Raw genomic sequence first — 16,008 nt, 5'->3', positions numbered from 1 at the left:
CATCAAAAAAGTATTGAAAATACTTGTGTATATCATAATTTCTCTAATTGCTGAGAATCGTTTAAAAAAAATATTTGTGAATATTTATTCGTACAGAGGAAAATAATTTAGGCACAGAAAGTGCTTATAAAATGGTATTAAAAAAGGTCTATGTACAAAATTTTTGAAATCTTAACTGTTGTTTTATTTTTCTGTGGAATTAATTTATTAAGATCGCAGACGCCACAAAATTATATTTACACTTCCTCCGGGGATTTAGAGCAAATAGAAAAAATGATCAGCCGAAAAGATATAGGTGGTGTCCAAATTGTTTATAACTGGAAATCCTTAGAAACTGAAAAAGATGTTTACGATTTTTCAAGAATTGAGAAGGATCTTGATTATTTGACAAAATTAGACAGAAAATTATTTATTCAGCTACAGGATAGATTTTTTGAACCTCAGGCAAGATATGTTCCGGATTATATTTTAAAAGATAAAGAATATAACGGCGGACTGGTTCCTCAATATGATAACCCAGGTGAAAATAAACCAATAGGAAATGGATGGGCTACCCAACAATGGAATTCAGAGGTTCGGAAGAGATTTCAAAAACTGATAGGAGAGTTGGCTAAAAAGTTCGATGGAAAAATTCAGGGAATCAATTTACCAGAGACTGCCATTGATATCGATATGAAAAAAGATAAAACAGGATTTAGTTGTGATTCTTATTTTCAGGCCGAGCTTGATAATCTGAAGTTTGCACGAAGCGCTTTCTCAAAATCTTATGTTTTACAATATGTCAATTTTTTCCCTTGTGAATGGGAAAATGATCATCAATATATGTCAAGGCTGTTTGAGTTTGCAAAAGAAAATAATATAGGCTTGGGAGGACCGGATATTGTTCCCAATAAAAATGCACAGATGAAAAACTCTTATCCTTTCTTTAATAAATATAAGGGAAAACTTCCTTTAGTAGCGATGGCTGTACAGGAACCAACACTTACCTATAAAAATCCCAAGACTAAAAAGCCTTTTACAAAAGAGGAATTTGCAACGTATGCAGAAAATTATTTAGGCGTGAATATTATCTTTTGGAGTGTAGAATCGCCATGGCTGAAAGTAGGAAAGACTAAAGAGTAGAGAGGGTTTTAATAGACCATATTTATTTAAAATTTTTTGTCTCGCAGATTTTACAGATGGCGCAGATCCTTTTTCTTTGAAAAATAAATCTGCTGAATCCGCTAAATCTGCGAGCGATAAAAATATTTGGTAGTAGATAAAATGTTAAATTCTAAATTTTGAATTTTAAAATTAGAAATATTTAACAATCAAATGCCTTAATTCAAAATCCACATTTGAGATCTAGAATCCTTCACACCCTCAAAGATCCACGAAAACCTCTCGCAGCATAATAGGAGTCTGCTCCGTTGTGGTACATGAAAACTTTATTGTAACGGCGGTCGCAAAAGATTGCTCCTCCTAATTCACGAATGTCGGAAGGTGTTTTTACCCAGCTTGAGGTTTTCAGATCGAACTTTCCTAATTCCTGAAGTTGACGGTATTCATCTTCGGTTAACAGTTCGATTCCCATTTCTGAAGCTTTGTCAATTGCATTACTTTCCGGTTTATTGGCTTTTCTGGACTCCCAGGCCTGATAATCATAGCACAAGCTTCTACGCTTTGGACTCTCTGGAGAACAGTCGAAGAAAATATATTCGTTTGTTTTTTTATCAAAACCTACAACATCGGGTTCGCCTTCAGTTTCTTCCATTTCGTTTAAAGACCAAAGCTTTTCGGAATTGGCTTCTAATTTTGTCTGGATTTTGTTCCAGTCGAGATCTTTATGACGATTCATATTTTTCTCAAAACGAATTTTTAAAACTTTTAAAAGTTCCCGACTTTGTTCCGATGAGATTTTTTTATTTTTTTTCATAAGAATAGTTTGTGGTGGTAGTTTTATACTGAATGTATTTAAATTATTTTTCTTTCTGCTGGCCTAAAATACCAGGATATTACAGTAAGAACAAGAAGTAATAATGATGCGAATATTTTACTAAAGTTATGATCTGAAGCTAGGTGAGAGATAATAGCTCCTGACATCACAAAGAAAAATCCAGCGTATGCCCATTCTTTTAGTAAAGGACGCTTTGGAATGAGAATGGCAATGACACCCAGAATTTTCCAGACTCCGATAATGGTCATTAAATAAACTGGAAATCCTAAACTTGTGAAGTTTTCTACTTCATCCTTGTTTTTTAATAGCTGAACAGCAGCTGTAGATACCATTCCTAATGCCAGCCATAGTGTAAAAATCCAGTAGATGATTTTGTTTCTTTTTTGAGATTGCGTTTGTGTTTGTACTTGTGTTGTTTGTGTCTGTGTTTCCATGATATTGTGATTTGAACATTAGTCATTAAGTCCTTTACCGGCAAGAATTTGAGGAATGCATTTTTCAATTCTCGCTTCGCGGGTTTTGGATTGTTTAGGTGAAGAAAAATGGAGTAGGTAGGCCCTTTGCCTTCCGGGAGTTAAAGCCTCAAAAGCGGATTTTAATTCTGAATTATGATCCAGTGTATGCTGAAATTCTTCAGGCATTTCAAATTGCTTTGTTTCTTTCAGTATGACTTTTAAGCCTGCTTTTTCTACTTCAAGTGCTTGATACATATAAGTTTTAAGTACCTTTTCCAGATCAGCGATTTCCTTAAAATTGGTAAATCGAATCTGTCTTGCAGCTTGCACGTTTTCAGATTGAAGGATCAGAATGTTATGAGTGTCGTTCAATAAAGCACCTTTAAAAAAGAGTAGGGCGCAGTATTCTTTAAAGCCATGGATCAGAAATATATTTTTCCCATGGTAGGTATAACAGGGACATCCCCATTTTAATTCCTCTTCAAGTCCTGTGTCTAAAGCAATTGTTCTTAATTTTTCAAATTCTTTCTGCCATTGTTTGGCTGTTTCAAAGAAGAAGTCAACTTTTGGATTCATGGTGTTTTGAGTTATGAGTTACGAGGTTCGGGCGTTGCTGTGTATTTTAAATTTCATCCCTTGATTGTCATTTATGCCTAATTTTAAAATTTAAAATTCAGCTTCTGTCTTTCCATCTTTTAATTTTTAAAAACCTCCTGCAATCTATTATGTGCCATATTAAGTCCTTGTGCAAATGGTAATTTCAGCATTTGGTCTCTGTAATCGACTGATTTATAGATTACGTTGATGGTGAGTTTGCTGGTGTTATCAGTTAGTTTTTCAAAATTAAGAAATTCAAACTGGGGTGGGAAAGGAGCATCATTCATTTCAAAAGTCCGTGTGATTTGCTGATTGGGAATGATGTCGTGAATAGTTCCATGTGCACGAAATACTACGTTTCCATTGGGATCAGAAGTTTCAAACTGATAACCACCATGTTGTTTATTTTCAAGTTTTAAGACTTTTGTTCCCATCCATTGTTCTACAATTTCCGGTTCTGTATATGCTTTAAAGAGCAACTCTACAGGAAGATCAAATTCTCTGGTTATCTGTATTTCCTGTTTGTTGTCTTCAGCGTGAATTTTTGTTTTGAGTTCCATATTTTTTTAGTTTTGGTGTTACGAGCTACGGTGTTTCGGATTCAAGTTTGAGAGTGTGAGTTACGGGTTCTGGGTTTTGGTATTTCAAAATCTAAAATTCAAAATTTAGAATTTAACTCCCACCTATAACCTTTTACCCTTGATACTTTTTCATTATATCCTCCAGTTTATTAAATCGGTCATCCCACATTTTGCGGAAAGGTTCTATAAAATCGGCGATTTCTTTCATTTTATTTGGATTTAGGTGATAGATCATTTCGCGGCCATTTTGTTCCTGCGTCAGTAATTCACATTCCGTAAGAATCTGAAGGTGCTTGGAAACCGTAGGTCTGGCTGTATCAAACTTTGAGGCAATACTTCCGGCAGTCATAGATTGAGTTGCTACCAGCATCAAAATCGCTCTTCGGGTAGGATCTGCTATTGCCTGAAATACATCTCTTCTTAAGTTCATCGTGTAGTTATTTGACTACAAATATATATGAAGTTATTTAACTACGCAAATATTTTTGTTGAAAATATTTTAATTTGTAACGAATTAGGTTTTACATAAGAAAATTGATGTGTAGCAAGAGCTACACATCAATTTTGTGAATAACTATTAAACTATCTTTTGATTCTTGTTGCTATTTTTTCTGCAATCTCTTCAATCATGAAATCTGTAGTATTTATTGCAACCATATCTCCAATGGTTGGGCTATAACTCATTACCTCATTTTTAGAAATTTTGTGCCAAATTGGTAGTATAACTTTTTCTCCATTTACTTCTCTTGCAAACAACCCATCTAATTCTCTTTGGGGCCATTCTTTATTAAAGAAAGCATCAGATAACACTACAATTCCATACTTAGAATTTTTGAGCCCATTATCTATTGAACGTCTCAAACTATCACCTACTTGAAGTTCAAAATCATCATACCATACAATTACATCTTTAGCTCTTAATGCTTCTACAAATGGTCTCACAAAGCCTGCTTTATCTTCCGAAGCATGAGAAATAAAAACATCGTAGCTCTTTTGTGCATTAACATGTAATTCAAAATTCTTTTTGGGTAAAGAGTTTAGGGATAGATTTTTTTGTCTTTCCATTTCTCTAGTAATGCTTTGTTGCATTGTAAGAATTTCCTTTTGCTCTTTTTTTGTTTTATCTCTAACTTTTTGTTCTTCCTTATTTAAGTCCTGAACCTGTTTTAATCTTTTTGTTTGCTTTTCTGAAAGGCTCTTTGATTTTGAAGATTTGTCTTTGTTTATTCTATTAATTTCGTCATTCTTTCTTAGAAGGTCTTTGTTATAAGTAATTATTTTTTTCAAATCTTTCTCCTTACTTATTCTTTCTAAAATCGAAGTAGCTTCTTTTTCTTTACGGCCTAGATTATTATTGATAGTTTGCAACTGATTTTCTAAACTACTAATTTCTCGGTCTAAACTAGAAATTGAACTTGTAATACTTTGAACACTCATTTTATTATTATATAAAGTAATTATGGTAAATAATGATGAAGGAGATCTTTAACTTCAAATAGGTTTAAACCTGATGCTTCAACATCAGATGGATGAACTACAATTACTAATTTTTCCGAAAATAAGTTATCTTCGGATGCATTAATAAATGATTGTGCTATAATTGCAATTAACTTTTTTCTACTTGTGGTTAATCTTCCTAGTCCGGTTCCGATTAAAGGAATGGCGGTAGGCAGCTTCTCACCTTTAGTTTCTATAAATTCCCAAAGCCCATCTAATGCTTGATGAACATTTTTGAGTGTCGTTTTTGCATTATTACTATGGTTTAAATCTGCCATTGCAAACCAATAGAAAAATTGCCCTGACAAATTTAATTTTACAGTAGTTCCAAAATCATATCTCTCGGTTTTTCCTGCTTCCTTTTGGATATGACTTTTTGGTAAACCTTGCAATCCTTTATTTAAGGCTTCATCAAGAGCTGGTAGATTAGAAGGGAAGAATTTTTTGGTAAACTGCCCTTGTAAACTTCTAGGATTTATAATCCCACTGGAAATATCAGTATCAAAAGTTGTATTAGTACTTATAACCTTTTGTCCAGAAACATCAAAAAGGTTCCCGATGCACACTTCAATAGTTAAATCTTGTCCGGGATATTTGTATGATATTTTTTTTACAGGCCTTCTAGTGATGATTACTATTATTAAACCAAATATTATAATTGGTATTAAGTACCACAGTGTAAGCTTTTCTTTATCTATTACTTTAAATGAGCTTAGAATATCTACAAAAAGCCATACTCCACCAACAACAGCCATAAAAGTTTTTACAGAATCTACAGACCAAAGTGCATATACCCAATATGATTTTGTTTTAAACGATCGAAAATAATAGTTCATACTTAAATTCCTAAAGATGAATAAACTGAATCATCATAATAATATGGCCCAGTTTCTTTTTGTGCTCTATGCCTTCTTGCACTTGATGGCCAATTCTTTATAGAATAATCTATAATTTTATGACTAAAAGGGATATGAATTGCAAGCTCATCTCTAAGAATAGGAGGACAAAGAGCTCTATTTATAGATTTCTTACCATCTAAATTAACCACAATTATTGAAAGCTCCATTTCGATAGCTACTTCTATTTCCCAACGAACGAATTTGTAAAGGTTTTTTGTACTTTCGCCAACTAACACAATTAATACATCACTAGCTTTTAGGCGTGTTCTTAAACTACGTTTAATAGTTTCTTCTGTACTTGTATCTCTAGACTGGGTAATATCATGGGCATTGAAAAATGTAAAGTCAAACTTTTCATTCTTATCCCAAGCTTGCATTAATCTATAATAACGAATATCATTATCACCATCAAAACAAACGTAACATGTTGGATTCATATAAATACATTTAATTATTAGTTTTTATTTTGTTTTTATTTACCTTGAATAAGTCTCTCCAATTTCTCAATCATTTCCTTCTGCTGCTGAAGCATACGCTCATAAAGCTCAACCATTTTATCAATAGGGTTAAAGCTTGGTTGATAATTGAATACAGCTGGATTTGTCATTGTTGCATGGTCATTATTGTTGATTGTGTTGGCTATTATGTTTATTGCCGAATCCTCATCAAAATTCTCAATCGCTTCAGTAGGAATCTTAAGAATCTTAGCAACATGTTCTAAGATATCTGATTCTACAGTTTCTTTCTGTTCGAGAAGGGAAATTTTCTTTTGATTCCAGTCATCACCTAATTCAAAAGCTAAGGCTTCCTGTTTAATACCTAACATTTCACGGAAACGTTTGATATTTCGGCCCTGATGTATTTTTTTAGTTTGCATATCTGTGTTTGTCATAATAACAAATATAGAATTTTAAGTTTGAAGAATAAAGTGTTCCTGGTATAATTATCCTTCTGAATTATCCATTACAGTGAATAAGTTATCCTTTATCCAACTTGAATATCTAAGGTCTTAATCTTTCTTTTACAGGATAAAAACACGGATATGAAAAAGCCAGAAGCGAATAATAGTAAAAATAAACAAGTTCGTGACCGTAACCTTACGGTTTCCCATAAGTCATTTGAAAGATCCTACCATCGGCAGGTTTTCTTTCCTGAGATCAGGATAGCAGGGAAGTGGGTTCTGGAATGCGGCTTTGAACCCGGTGACAGGGTAGTCGTGAAGGTTCAGAGAAATCAGATTATTCTCAAAAAGCAACTATAGAAAGTTCATAAGAAAATCTCCTGTTTGCGGAGGTTTTTCAAATCCCATCATTTTTTATTTAATAGCTCAATAGGATTATTATCATGTATGTTACTTTCTTGTATTTGAGCATCTAAATCTTTCAAAAATTTTTGCTTTTCTTCGTTGTTACGAAAAATTATTTCACCGGTAAAAGCTTTGTTTCTATATCTTTCCAATGGACTTTCTTTAGATATCTGTTCAAATTGATTTAAAGTAATTTGCTTTGCCTCTTTATAAGTATAATCATTTAAAACCAAGTAATTAGACTTTTGTTTTTGTACAGAGATAATTTCAAATGAATGCGTGTCTGTTTTATCATAAATTTTTAAGATCAGTCCCGGTAAGCCGTAAAATTTATATGGGCCATCAGAAATAGGAATACTAGTAGTAAACCAAGCCGTCCATTGTCTTCCTGCAAAAAAAGTCGTTGCCTTTTGAGCGGTATATCCCAGTATGTTTTCTTTTTCATTTGATATTACCCAATTTATTTTCCTGTCATCTTTAATCTTTAAAACAGGGTTAGGCATATGGTTCGGGGTATAGAAATATACTGTACTGTTGTTAATTTTTTCTACTACATATTTGATTTTCATTGAAGTATCAGGGAATAACATAATCCCTTTCTGGGACATTGCTGTCATAGTTGAGTCAGATATGATGTGTTTTAGTCCGGTGAAAATGGATTGTTTACTTTTGCCATTAAAGTCTAAAATCATAATTTCTTCCGAGATAACATCTTTTTTCAAAGTATCTGTAACAAATTTATAATGATAGCTGAATCTCATATCTTGAGAAAAACATAAAGAAGGTAAAAAAAAGCAAAAAAGAAGTATGTTTTTCATATTATATTGAGATAAAAAAAGCCACTTTTCAGATAGGCTTTCATTAATTTAAGGCTTTTGTAACGAAATGTATTTTAGAATTAAGTTGTAATATAGAGAATAAATCATTCATTTCTGAGAGGATTTTATTATGTTAACCTTAGGTTTAAACCCAGAAAACGTGAAGTAAGAAGATATTCATATTTATCACTTTTTTGTGATTTAAATTAAAACCCTCTTATCATAATAACAAGAGGGTTTTAGATATTATTTTTTTCTAACCGATATTAATGTCTGCAAAATAACAGAAGTAATGATCAGTAGAAGTCCTATATAAAAGGCCATGTTAACCTGTTTGCTTTCATTAAAGAATAAAAAAGCCATGATAATAGCATACACAGGCTCTAAATTGAAGGTTAGATTAACTGTAAATGCTGGAATCTTCTTTAAAACCTCCGCAAATATAACATATAAGCCAACTGTACAGAAAAGCGCGAGAATGATCAGATAGCCAATATCTTTCAAACTCGGAATAACACTTTCTACAGGGAAAAAGTATAAATAAACCGGTAGGATAGCTCCTAAAAAAACCGTTCCGCCAATCATCTGATAGTAATTAATTACTTTGGTATCATAACGATGAACCAAGCGCTTATTGAAAATGGTATATAAAGCGCCAATGGCAGATGAAACAACCCCTAGACCAATTCCCAATTGATAAGATGCATCAAAATGAAAGATCAGACTGATTCCTAAAAGTGTAAAAGTACTGAGTAGCAATTCGGAAACTTTGAATTTCTCCCGATCGATCAATGGTTTAAATATAGCCGTGAAGAAACTTGTCAGGCAATAACAAACCACACCAATTGAAATATTGGAATACTTAATACTGGCATAGAAAAATAACCAGTGTAAAGTAATCAACAGTCCAACTTTGGCTATATTGACTTTTTCCCGATTTGAAATCGTATAACGGATTCTCAGCGATTTTAAAATCAGGAATAAAATAATGGAAGAAAACAGTAACCGGTACCAAACCAGCAGACCTTCATTCAGAGATATGAGTTTTCCGAATATACCTGTAAACCCAGCCAGTATGACGGCCAGATGTAATAATACATATGATTTTTTCATGAGACAATTTGCCTGTCTGTGAAGACAAAGATTTTTAATTAATATTTAATAGAATCTGAAGCATTAGAAAACAACCGATAATATATTATCAGCGTCAATACTTCAGGTATACTTTAGAAATATTAAAATCCTGGAGGAGGCAAACAGCTTGAATGGTTCATATTGAATTATATTAAAACAAATATAGGAAATATCCTTTTATTTCTACATATGAAATACGTTATAGGTATGGCCATCCGGATCAGCAAATACGAATCCATAATAATTATCTCCAAAGCTTTCAGGTTTTGAAACAATAGTACCGCCAGCTTTTTCAACTTCTTTGGCCCAGTCATTTACCTGATCTATAGTTTCTGCAGATAGAGTAAAAACGATCTCATGTACTTTTTGGGTATCACAGAATTCTAAAGGCTTTAGATTGGATTCCAAAATATTCTTCAGGAAAAAATGGATGACAAAATCATTTTCACCGAAAAAAAAACTTACCAGCTGATCAGAGGTGTGTGGACCATTAGGTTTAAATCCTAAGTCAGAATAAAATTTGTGTGTTCGTTCCAGATTGGCTACGGCCAGATTTGACCAGATCATTTTAGGCTTCATAATATTTTATTTTTTGGTTAGGATAAAGGTAGCCCGTTTATTAAAAACTAAGATTGCCATAGGACAAGATTTTAATGGCTGAGAATCGGATGTAGAGAAATTGTAAGGAAAATGTGAGCGATAAAGCTCTCCTTTCGGGCTCATTAAAAAATCCTATAATTTATATTATGTTAAATTGTATTTGTGTTTACTTTTTATAATTGCTTCTGGCCTGCCTATTTCAATGCAAATAAAATAGTTCCACTAATTATCAACACAGCTCCAATTGTGGTCTTTATTGTCAGCGTTTCTTTGAAGAACAACACGGAAAGAATTATGGCAAGAGCAACGCTTAATTTATCTACAGCTGCCACTTGTGATATTTTTCCGATTTGCAATGCTTTAAAATAAAACATCCAAGACAGTCCTGTTGCTATTCCAGACAGAACTAAAAATATAATATTTACTTTTGATAATGAACCAATATTTTTACCCTCACCATTTATAAACACAATACTCCAAACCATGATAAGAATGATCACAGTTCTTATACCAGTTGCAAGATTAGAGTTAATATTGGACACTCCCATTTTTGCAAAAATGGCTGTAAATGCAGCGAATAAAGCTGATAATAAAGCATAATAGAACCACATATATCTATATATTAAATTCAATTTTAATTATTTATTAACTGAACATTCACTTCCTTGAACTTTGAAAGTATTTTTTGACCATAATCAGTGTAAAATTGATGTGCCCTCAGAAAACTGAAATTCTTTGCCATCCATTCTTCATCGGTATAAATTAAACCAAGGTATTTTTCAAATTCTTGCCTTATTGCTTTTTCATACTTTGGATAATTGGGTCGCGTTAAATGGTACATATCGGCATCACACATTACTTTTTCAATTAATGAGGAAGGTTGAGCAGGATATTTTGTTGATTCTATACAGCTTAAAACAATGTCAATCATTTTTTTTCCGCACCCGAAATTTTCTAAAAAATTCTTTGCTATTTTTTTACTTTCTTCTTCATGACCGGTATATACATTGGCATATCCACAATCATGAAACCATGCTGCAACCTGTAAAACAATTAATTCTTCCTCAGAAAGGTTACTTTGTATGCCAATTTCGCATGCTGCACCTACAACATCATAGGTATGGCCAATACTGTGAAAAGAAAGATTCTCTGAAAGATTTTCGGAAAGAAATAATATAACATAGCTACTTACCGCTTCTACTAAATTATCCATGATCATTTTTAATTAAAATTTATACCTATAGCCAATCCTACAACTTAAGTTTCGTAATAATATTGTCCTGGTTGATATGCAATAATCGGTAACGATTTAGAAGAAATTTCGAATTTTTAAGGAAGTTCTGGAGGAAAATGATATATTTTATTAAAAACAGAAATAAAACATAAAACAAAAATCACCCTGTTATAGGGCGATTTTTTGAATCATATTCTATTAAAAACTGAATTATTTATAAACCTGCTTATCCTCTGATTTTCTTTTTTTGTAATTCATAAGGTAAATTCCTTTATCAGAGCTTTTTGAGAAATTATTACTAAATTCCCAAACAAAACGCGCATTTGCTCTGGCATCTTCGTTGGTGAAGTTTTCGTATTCAATTCTATAAAGTGAACTAAACAACCGTGAACGTCCTACCCCATGATGGCAATGAATTAAAACCGGATAATTTTTGGGATCATCCATAATTGTTAGAAACTTTTTTACAGTACTATCCTGAGGAATTTGATCTGTAGGCAGATTAAAATAATGAACACCTGAAATTTTGTCTACGGCATTTTCTTCTGCATTCACCTGCTTTTTTGTTTCAGGATTTAGTTCTGTTTGTTCTACACCATCCCGTAAGTCGATAATGGTTTTTATGTGATGATCCTTTAGAACACCAGGTAATTTATTGGGGGGTATAACCCCTGAGTTATAGACTTTATTTTCTGAAATCGTTACTAAATTATACCGTACTTTTTTCTGATAAAGAGAACAAATTAAAAATAAGAATCCTATTATTACTAATGGAATTATTATTCTTTTTATTGTGGTTTTAAAATTTAAATTCATTAGGATTAAATTTTGAATATTGTAAAGCTATAATTTATTTTAAAAATACTCATTTTCTCATCATAAAAAGGTGGAACATTTAGAAAAGCAAAAAAAGGGCGCCACTACCCTTTTTTTGCATTATCAAAAAACTCTCCATTGATAATGTTCTGGAAAGAAAAATAAAGATCGATTTTAATGTAAATTAGCATAAACTACCACAAATGGAAATATTATCTGATATACTTCAAACGGAGAATGATTATGTATATCTTATTCTTAGACTTGCTGCCGGGATTATTATTTTTCCTTATGGAATGCAAAAGCTATTGGGTTGGTTTGACGATATGGGCGGCGGTGTAGGAATTAAAGAGACTTTTTTAAAGATGAGAGCTAAAAAAATTCCGGGCTTTATTACCTGGATGGTTATTATAGGGCAATCTTTGGGAAGTATTGCTTTGATACTAGGCTGTCTTGGGAGAGTTGCTGCTTTAGGCAATTTTGTTATTTTTTTAGGAGCCTTGTTTGTACATCTGCCTGAGGGATGGACCTTGAACTGGCTCAAAAACAAAAAGGGCGAGGGTATAGAATATTTCGTATTACTGCTGGCAATTTTACTGATTATTATCCTTAAAGGAAGTGGTACTTTATCTGTGGATTATTGGTTGATCTCTTCTAAGATTATATTAAGATAAAGTTGTACTCCAATTATTGTAACTCATCAAATTCCAGATATATTATTTCAGGATTATTAAAGCTGATATTTTTATACTCTTTAGTACCACTGCATTTCTCTTTTAAAGATTGAGTTTTTTTTGCTTTACTGGAAACAATTGCTATTTCACCATTTTGTAATGTAGCCGCAACGTTCTTATTTTTTATATCAATTTTTGAAAGTTCATCAAAATCCGGACGATTTAAAATCTGATGGGCTAGAAATTGTTCTTTTTGATCTCCAAATAAAATATAATCACATGGGTTTCCTTCACTTTTATCTTTGTTTAGCTTATGAAAATACAATACTTTGGTTATTTCTACTTGCGCATCCTTTATGATAAGTTCTCCGCCGCGCTCAAAATGACCTCTGTAAATGTTAGCTTTAAAAGTGGTGATATCATTGAGGATGCCTGGAAGCACAAATTTTTCAGGTTCCAGTGTATACATATTATTTTCCGGATGTACTACTCTATCTTTTTGATAGTTTAAGGTAGATGTCTCATCTATTTTTATTTTTAGAATAACCTGATAATCATGAGGTGAATGAAAAAGAGGAAGATGGGAAGCATATTGAGTATCGCTCCCGAGTAAAACCATACCATGAATTCCGGGATGATCTTTTGTATCATGTGTTTGAGAAAAAGTAAGTATTGAACAAGTGAATATTATGGCTAAAATAACACGGGATACAATGGAAGAACGCTTCATTTTTATTATTGATAATTAATCTTGCAAAGTTACGTTGGAAACTACTATCAATACCTCTTGAAATAATATTTTTTACTTAAAAATAATTCATTGGAAATTTCTTTTTGGTTTTTTTATTTAAGAATCATCATCCTTCTCTTTTATTTTCGAATTATTTAAAAGAAATAGAGCTATCCCAGAAAATCAAAAGGATATGTTTTCTGACCATATTTTTGATCTATCTCTTTTAAGAATTCTTTTCGCTCTTCAGTTAATTCCGGAACGGGTAAAATCTGACCTGGTAATACGGAAGTACCTATCTCTCCAAATAAATTCTCCAATCCTGCCGGGACAACAGTACAGAGTAACCGGGCATATTTTTCAGAAGTATTTTTAAAACAATGTATAGAACCACCAAAAGGAATATTAACAAAACCGTCTTTACTTACAATTTGCTTTCCTGCTTCAGTTTTAAACTCTACTTCCCCTTCCAGGACATGAAACATTTCTTGGGTATTTGGATGTGAATGTGGCGGCGGACCTCCTCCCGGAGGCACAACCATTTCTATAACAGCGTAATTGCCACCAGTTTGTTCGCCAGAGATTATAATTCTATAATTGCCACCCGCAACAGCTAATAGTTTCCCTTCGTTTTTGTTGATAATACTGATATTTGAATCCATATCACTTTCTTTTATTGAACTCTTAAATTACGTTTACCAAACAAATATAAACAGATATTAGATAATCTCTCACATTTACTAGTTGCCCTTTTGTTAAGTGGTTAGTAACCTTCAATTTTACAATAAAGATCAACAAAAACAGATCTATTATTAAGAACTAACAATTTAAAAATTAAGTAAAATGAAAAAATTTATCCTCTTACTGTCTTTTGTATTGGTGTGCCAAAACCAATTAACTGCCCAAAAAATAATTACTGATCCAGGTACTACTGCTCCTGCGCCAACCTATAACATTACGGTTACCAGACAAGATGATTTTGCTCCAACTACGCCGGGTTATGCACCCACTACTATTAACCTTGAGATAAAAAAAGGGTCTAATTCTCAAATTAAAGCATTTGGCCCAGGCGCTCTTCCTGGAATTTACACTTTTCCTATTTCTATTTCTCTTCCTGGTTTCCCCCCTCCAGTAACTTATGTTAAAGTAACTTCTAATGATCCGGTGTATCCATCATTATTTAGTGCTTATTATCCACTTTCAACTGCTGTAGGAAGTCATACAACAATTTCAGATCCCAATATGATCGTATACGACCCATACCCGGGTCAATATGGATATGGAGTTGATCTTTATTGTACAGCTCCGAATCAATATACAATGAGGGTTACTAAATTCTTATGTTATATATGTGTTCGTCCTCCTGTTTCAAAAACTGCAAATCCTCAAAACAATGTATCTCTGGTACCCAACCCAAGTATGGGATTCTCTGAGCTTTACTATACCGCTGCTGATAAAGAAACCATTTCAATTAATGTAGCTGATATGAATGGTAAAATAATAAGAGCATATACTACCGATATAGAAGCTGGATTAAACAAACTGCCGATCGATATCCAAAATCAATTGGGAGGAACTTATATTGTTCAATGGAAATCAAACGCCGGAACAAGTGGAACTTTAAAACTGATGAAAAAATAATAATCATAACTGATATCCTATTCCATATTCCAAACTCCCGCAATTTTTGTGGGAGTTTTTTGATGCCTTTATTCAGTTTCCTTATCCTATTAGATGATTGATCATGACTAAGACTATTAAAAATAAGATCAAATGAAAATCTGTGCCTTCAGAATAGATGATACTCAGTACAAAACAGGATTTCTAAGATCATAAAACGATGAAACCAAAGTAGAGCTTTCCTGCTTTGTTTTTCATTTAAATAATCTTATGATTGGTAGCAAAAGCAAGTGCTTCTGTAAAGTTTTTAACTCCAAAAGTGTCAAAAATTTTTCTCCTGTAATATTTGACGGTATCCGGTGAAACAAATATTCTTTCTGCAATCTGATTGATCGTTAATCCCTGAGCATATAACCGAAGTATCTTCAGTTCTTTTTCTTTGAGTGTTGGTTTGTTTTCTGCGATCCAAATTTTTTTGGATAGGTCCAATTTCCATAACTGATCTGAACCCTGCTTATTGATGGTGATATTTCCAGCCTTTTGATTATGAGAAATAGATACTATACATAATGATTTCCATAAAGAACCATTTCCGCTGAGGAAAAGAGGGGTTAATTTGTGGTTGATAAGAACAGGCTTATCATACTTACCTTTTAAATGAAAATCATAAGAAATGCTGTATAATTTTCTGTCAGCATCTTTAGGCAGCTTATCATAAAAATCAAATCCAAGTGTATTGATCATGCTCAGTAGCTCAAGATCTTCTTTAGGTACATTGTTGAAATAAAATTCATAACCCATCTCAAATACTTCTTCCGAAGAATAGCCGCATAAAAACAAAGGATTGTTTGAAACATATTCAAACTTCATTTCCTTATAATCGATTACATAAACACTTTGATAAGTAATTTTCGCAAAAGACTTTACGACCTCCAGATAATCGCCAAACTGAAGTTTATCTTCATCAGATATTGTTTTTATCCTATTTCGATTAAGCAATGAATTTTTTTCATTTTCCATTGGATAAAAATAATAAAAACTAAACAAAGGTGTAAAGTTGGTTTAAAATGATTTATCGTTTTTTGCGGTAGGATTTAGTTCCGGCCATATG

The 16,008-nt window shown here is 32.6% G+C and carries 22 protein-coding genes; 4 read left to right on the top strand and 18 right to left on the bottom strand.

Annotated elements, in window-relative coordinates; translation table 11 throughout:
• Window positions 1–150: 150 nt before the first annotated feature.
• Complete coding sequence (locus AC3WRL_RS11285) at window positions 151–1,122, top strand: hypothetical protein (RefSeq protein WP_492330325.1); 972 nt, start codon at window positions 151–153, stop codon at window positions 1,120–1,122.
• A 232-nt stretch (window positions 1,123–1,354) separates the two neighbouring features.
• On the opposite strand, the gene AC3WRL_RS11280 is transcribed toward AC3WRL_RS11285, so the two are convergent.
• The 9 genes from AC3WRL_RS11280 to AC3WRL_RS11240 all read right to left on the bottom strand — a co-directional run bounded on the left by AC3WRL_RS11280 (window position 1,355) and on the right by AC3WRL_RS11240 (window position 6,857).
• A complete protein-coding gene (locus AC3WRL_RS11280; RefSeq protein WP_214824611.1) occupies window positions 1,355–1,915 on the bottom strand; it encodes a DUF4256 domain-containing protein in 561 nt (186 codons plus the stop codon).
• Window positions 1,916–1,953: 38 nt separating this feature from the next.
• Window positions 1,954–2,370 carry a DoxX family protein gene (locus AC3WRL_RS11275; protein WP_261512350.1) on the bottom strand — a complete coding sequence of 139 codons (417 nt, stop codon included), beginning with the start codon at window positions 2,368–2,370 and terminating at the stop codon, window positions 1,954–1,956.
• Window positions 2,371–2,388: 18 nt separating this feature from the next.
• Window positions 2,389–2,967: a YdeI/OmpD-associated family protein gene (locus tag AC3WRL_RS11270; RefSeq protein ID WP_492330324.1), complete on the bottom strand. Its 579-nt coding sequence runs from the start codon at window positions 2,965–2,967 to the stop codon at window positions 2,389–2,391.
• A 119-nt stretch (window positions 2,968–3,086) separates the two neighbouring features.
• A complete protein-coding gene (locus AC3WRL_RS11265) occupies window positions 3,087–3,548 on the bottom strand; it encodes an SRPBCC family protein (RefSeq protein WP_214824626.1) in 462 nt (153 codons plus the stop codon).
• Window positions 3,549–3,681: 133 nt separating this feature from the next.
• Window positions 3,682–3,999, bottom strand: a complete 318-nt coding sequence (locus tag AC3WRL_RS11260) for an ArsR/SmtB family transcription factor (RefSeq protein ID WP_214824629.1) — start codon at window positions 3,997–3,999, stop codon at window positions 3,682–3,684.
• Between the two features lie 152 nt (window positions 4,000–4,151).
• On the bottom strand, window positions 4,152–5,006 hold the full coding sequence (locus AC3WRL_RS11255; protein ID WP_492330323.1) for a TIR domain-containing protein: 855 nt from the start codon (window positions 5,004–5,006) through the stop codon (window positions 4,152–4,154).
• A 20-nt stretch (window positions 5,007–5,026) separates the two neighbouring features.
• Window positions 5,027–5,902, bottom strand: a complete 876-nt coding sequence (locus AC3WRL_RS11250) for a macro domain-containing protein (protein ID WP_492330322.1) — start codon at window positions 5,900–5,902, stop codon at window positions 5,027–5,029.
• Window positions 5,903–5,904: 2 nt separating this feature from the next.
• The gene (locus tag AC3WRL_RS11245) at window positions 5,905–6,402 is read right to left on the bottom strand and encodes a TIR domain-containing protein (protein ID WP_492330321.1); all 498 of its coding nucleotides are present in this window, start codon (window positions 6,400–6,402) and stop codon (window positions 5,905–5,907) included.
• 35 nt (window positions 6,403–6,437) lie between these two features.
• The gene (locus AC3WRL_RS11240; protein WP_492330320.1) at window positions 6,438–6,857 is read right to left on the bottom strand and encodes a helix-turn-helix domain-containing protein; all 420 of its coding nucleotides are present in this window, start codon (window positions 6,855–6,857) and stop codon (window positions 6,438–6,440) included.
• A 150-nt stretch (window positions 6,858–7,007) separates the two neighbouring features.
• Between AC3WRL_RS11240 and AC3WRL_RS11235 the strand changes: the two genes are divergently transcribed.
• Window positions 7,008–7,226: a SymE family type I addiction module toxin gene (locus tag AC3WRL_RS11235; RefSeq protein WP_214824634.1), complete on the top strand. Its 219-nt coding sequence runs from the start codon at window positions 7,008–7,010 to the stop codon at window positions 7,224–7,226.
• Window positions 7,227–7,273: 47 nt separating this feature from the next.
• Here the strand turns inward: AC3WRL_RS11235 and AC3WRL_RS11230 are convergent, their stop codons facing one another.
• The 6 genes from AC3WRL_RS11230 to AC3WRL_RS11205 form a co-directional block, all read right to left on the bottom strand.
• On the bottom strand, window positions 7,274–8,089 hold the full coding sequence (locus AC3WRL_RS11230; protein ID WP_492330319.1) for a GLPGLI family protein: 816 nt from the start codon (window positions 8,087–8,089) through the stop codon (window positions 7,274–7,276).
• Window positions 8,090–8,335: 246 nt separating this feature from the next.
• Window positions 8,336–9,202 (bottom strand): DMT family transporter, encoded by an 867-nt coding sequence (locus AC3WRL_RS11225; protein WP_261512346.1) that lies wholly within the window; start codon window positions 9,200–9,202, stop codon window positions 8,336–8,338.
• 204 nt (window positions 9,203–9,406) lie between these two features.
• A complete protein-coding gene (locus AC3WRL_RS11220; RefSeq protein ID WP_214824639.1) occupies window positions 9,407–9,802 on the bottom strand; it encodes a VOC family protein in 396 nt (131 codons plus the stop codon).
• Window positions 9,803–10,017: 215 nt separating this feature from the next.
• Window positions 10,018–10,434: an EamA family transporter gene (locus tag AC3WRL_RS11215; RefSeq protein WP_261513170.1), complete on the bottom strand. Its 417-nt coding sequence runs from the start codon at window positions 10,432–10,434 to the stop codon at window positions 10,018–10,020.
• A 23-nt stretch (window positions 10,435–10,457) separates the two neighbouring features.
• Window positions 10,458–11,036: an HD domain-containing protein gene (locus AC3WRL_RS11210; RefSeq protein WP_214824641.1), complete on the bottom strand. Its 579-nt coding sequence runs from the start codon at window positions 11,034–11,036 to the stop codon at window positions 10,458–10,460.
• Window positions 11,037–11,267: 231 nt separating this feature from the next.
• Window positions 11,268–11,873: a dual specificity protein phosphatase family protein gene (locus tag AC3WRL_RS11205; protein WP_492330318.1), complete on the bottom strand. Its 606-nt coding sequence runs from the start codon at window positions 11,871–11,873 to the stop codon at window positions 11,268–11,270.
• A 203-nt stretch (window positions 11,874–12,076) separates the two neighbouring features.
• On the opposite strand from AC3WRL_RS11205, the gene AC3WRL_RS11200 reads away from it, so the two are divergent.
• Entirely contained in the window at window positions 12,077–12,547 is a 471-nt protein-coding gene (locus AC3WRL_RS11200) for a DoxX family protein (protein WP_492330317.1), read from the top strand.
• Between the two features lie 13 nt (window positions 12,548–12,560).
• Here the strand turns inward: AC3WRL_RS11200 and AC3WRL_RS11195 are convergent, their stop codons facing one another.
• A complete protein-coding gene (locus AC3WRL_RS11195; protein WP_492330316.1) occupies window positions 12,561–13,277 on the bottom strand; it encodes a hypothetical protein in 717 nt (238 codons plus the stop codon).
• A gap of 170 nt (window positions 13,278–13,447) precedes the next feature.
• A complete protein-coding gene (locus tag AC3WRL_RS11190) occupies window positions 13,448–13,939 on the bottom strand; it encodes a cupin domain-containing protein (RefSeq protein ID WP_492330315.1) in 492 nt (163 codons plus the stop codon).
• Window positions 13,940–14,120: 181 nt separating this feature from the next.
• Between AC3WRL_RS11190 and AC3WRL_RS11185 the strand changes: the two genes are divergently transcribed.
• Window positions 14,121–14,918, top strand: a complete 798-nt coding sequence (locus AC3WRL_RS11185; protein ID WP_214824653.1) for a T9SS type A sorting domain-containing protein — start codon at window positions 14,121–14,123, stop codon at window positions 14,916–14,918.
• Between the two features lie 237 nt (window positions 14,919–15,155).
• Here AC3WRL_RS11185 and AC3WRL_RS11180 read toward each other — a convergent pair whose 3' ends face one another.
• A complete protein-coding gene (locus tag AC3WRL_RS11180; protein WP_492330314.1) occupies window positions 15,156–15,917 on the bottom strand; it encodes a response regulator transcription factor in 762 nt (253 codons plus the stop codon).
• Window positions 15,918–16,008: the final 91 nt, after the last annotated feature.

Source organism: Chryseobacterium sp. FW101-FHT12H09 (genome assembly GCF_058790395.1).
The sequence above is the reverse complement of the archived record's forward strand: the minus strand, read 5'-3'. Positions and strand labels throughout refer to the sequence as shown.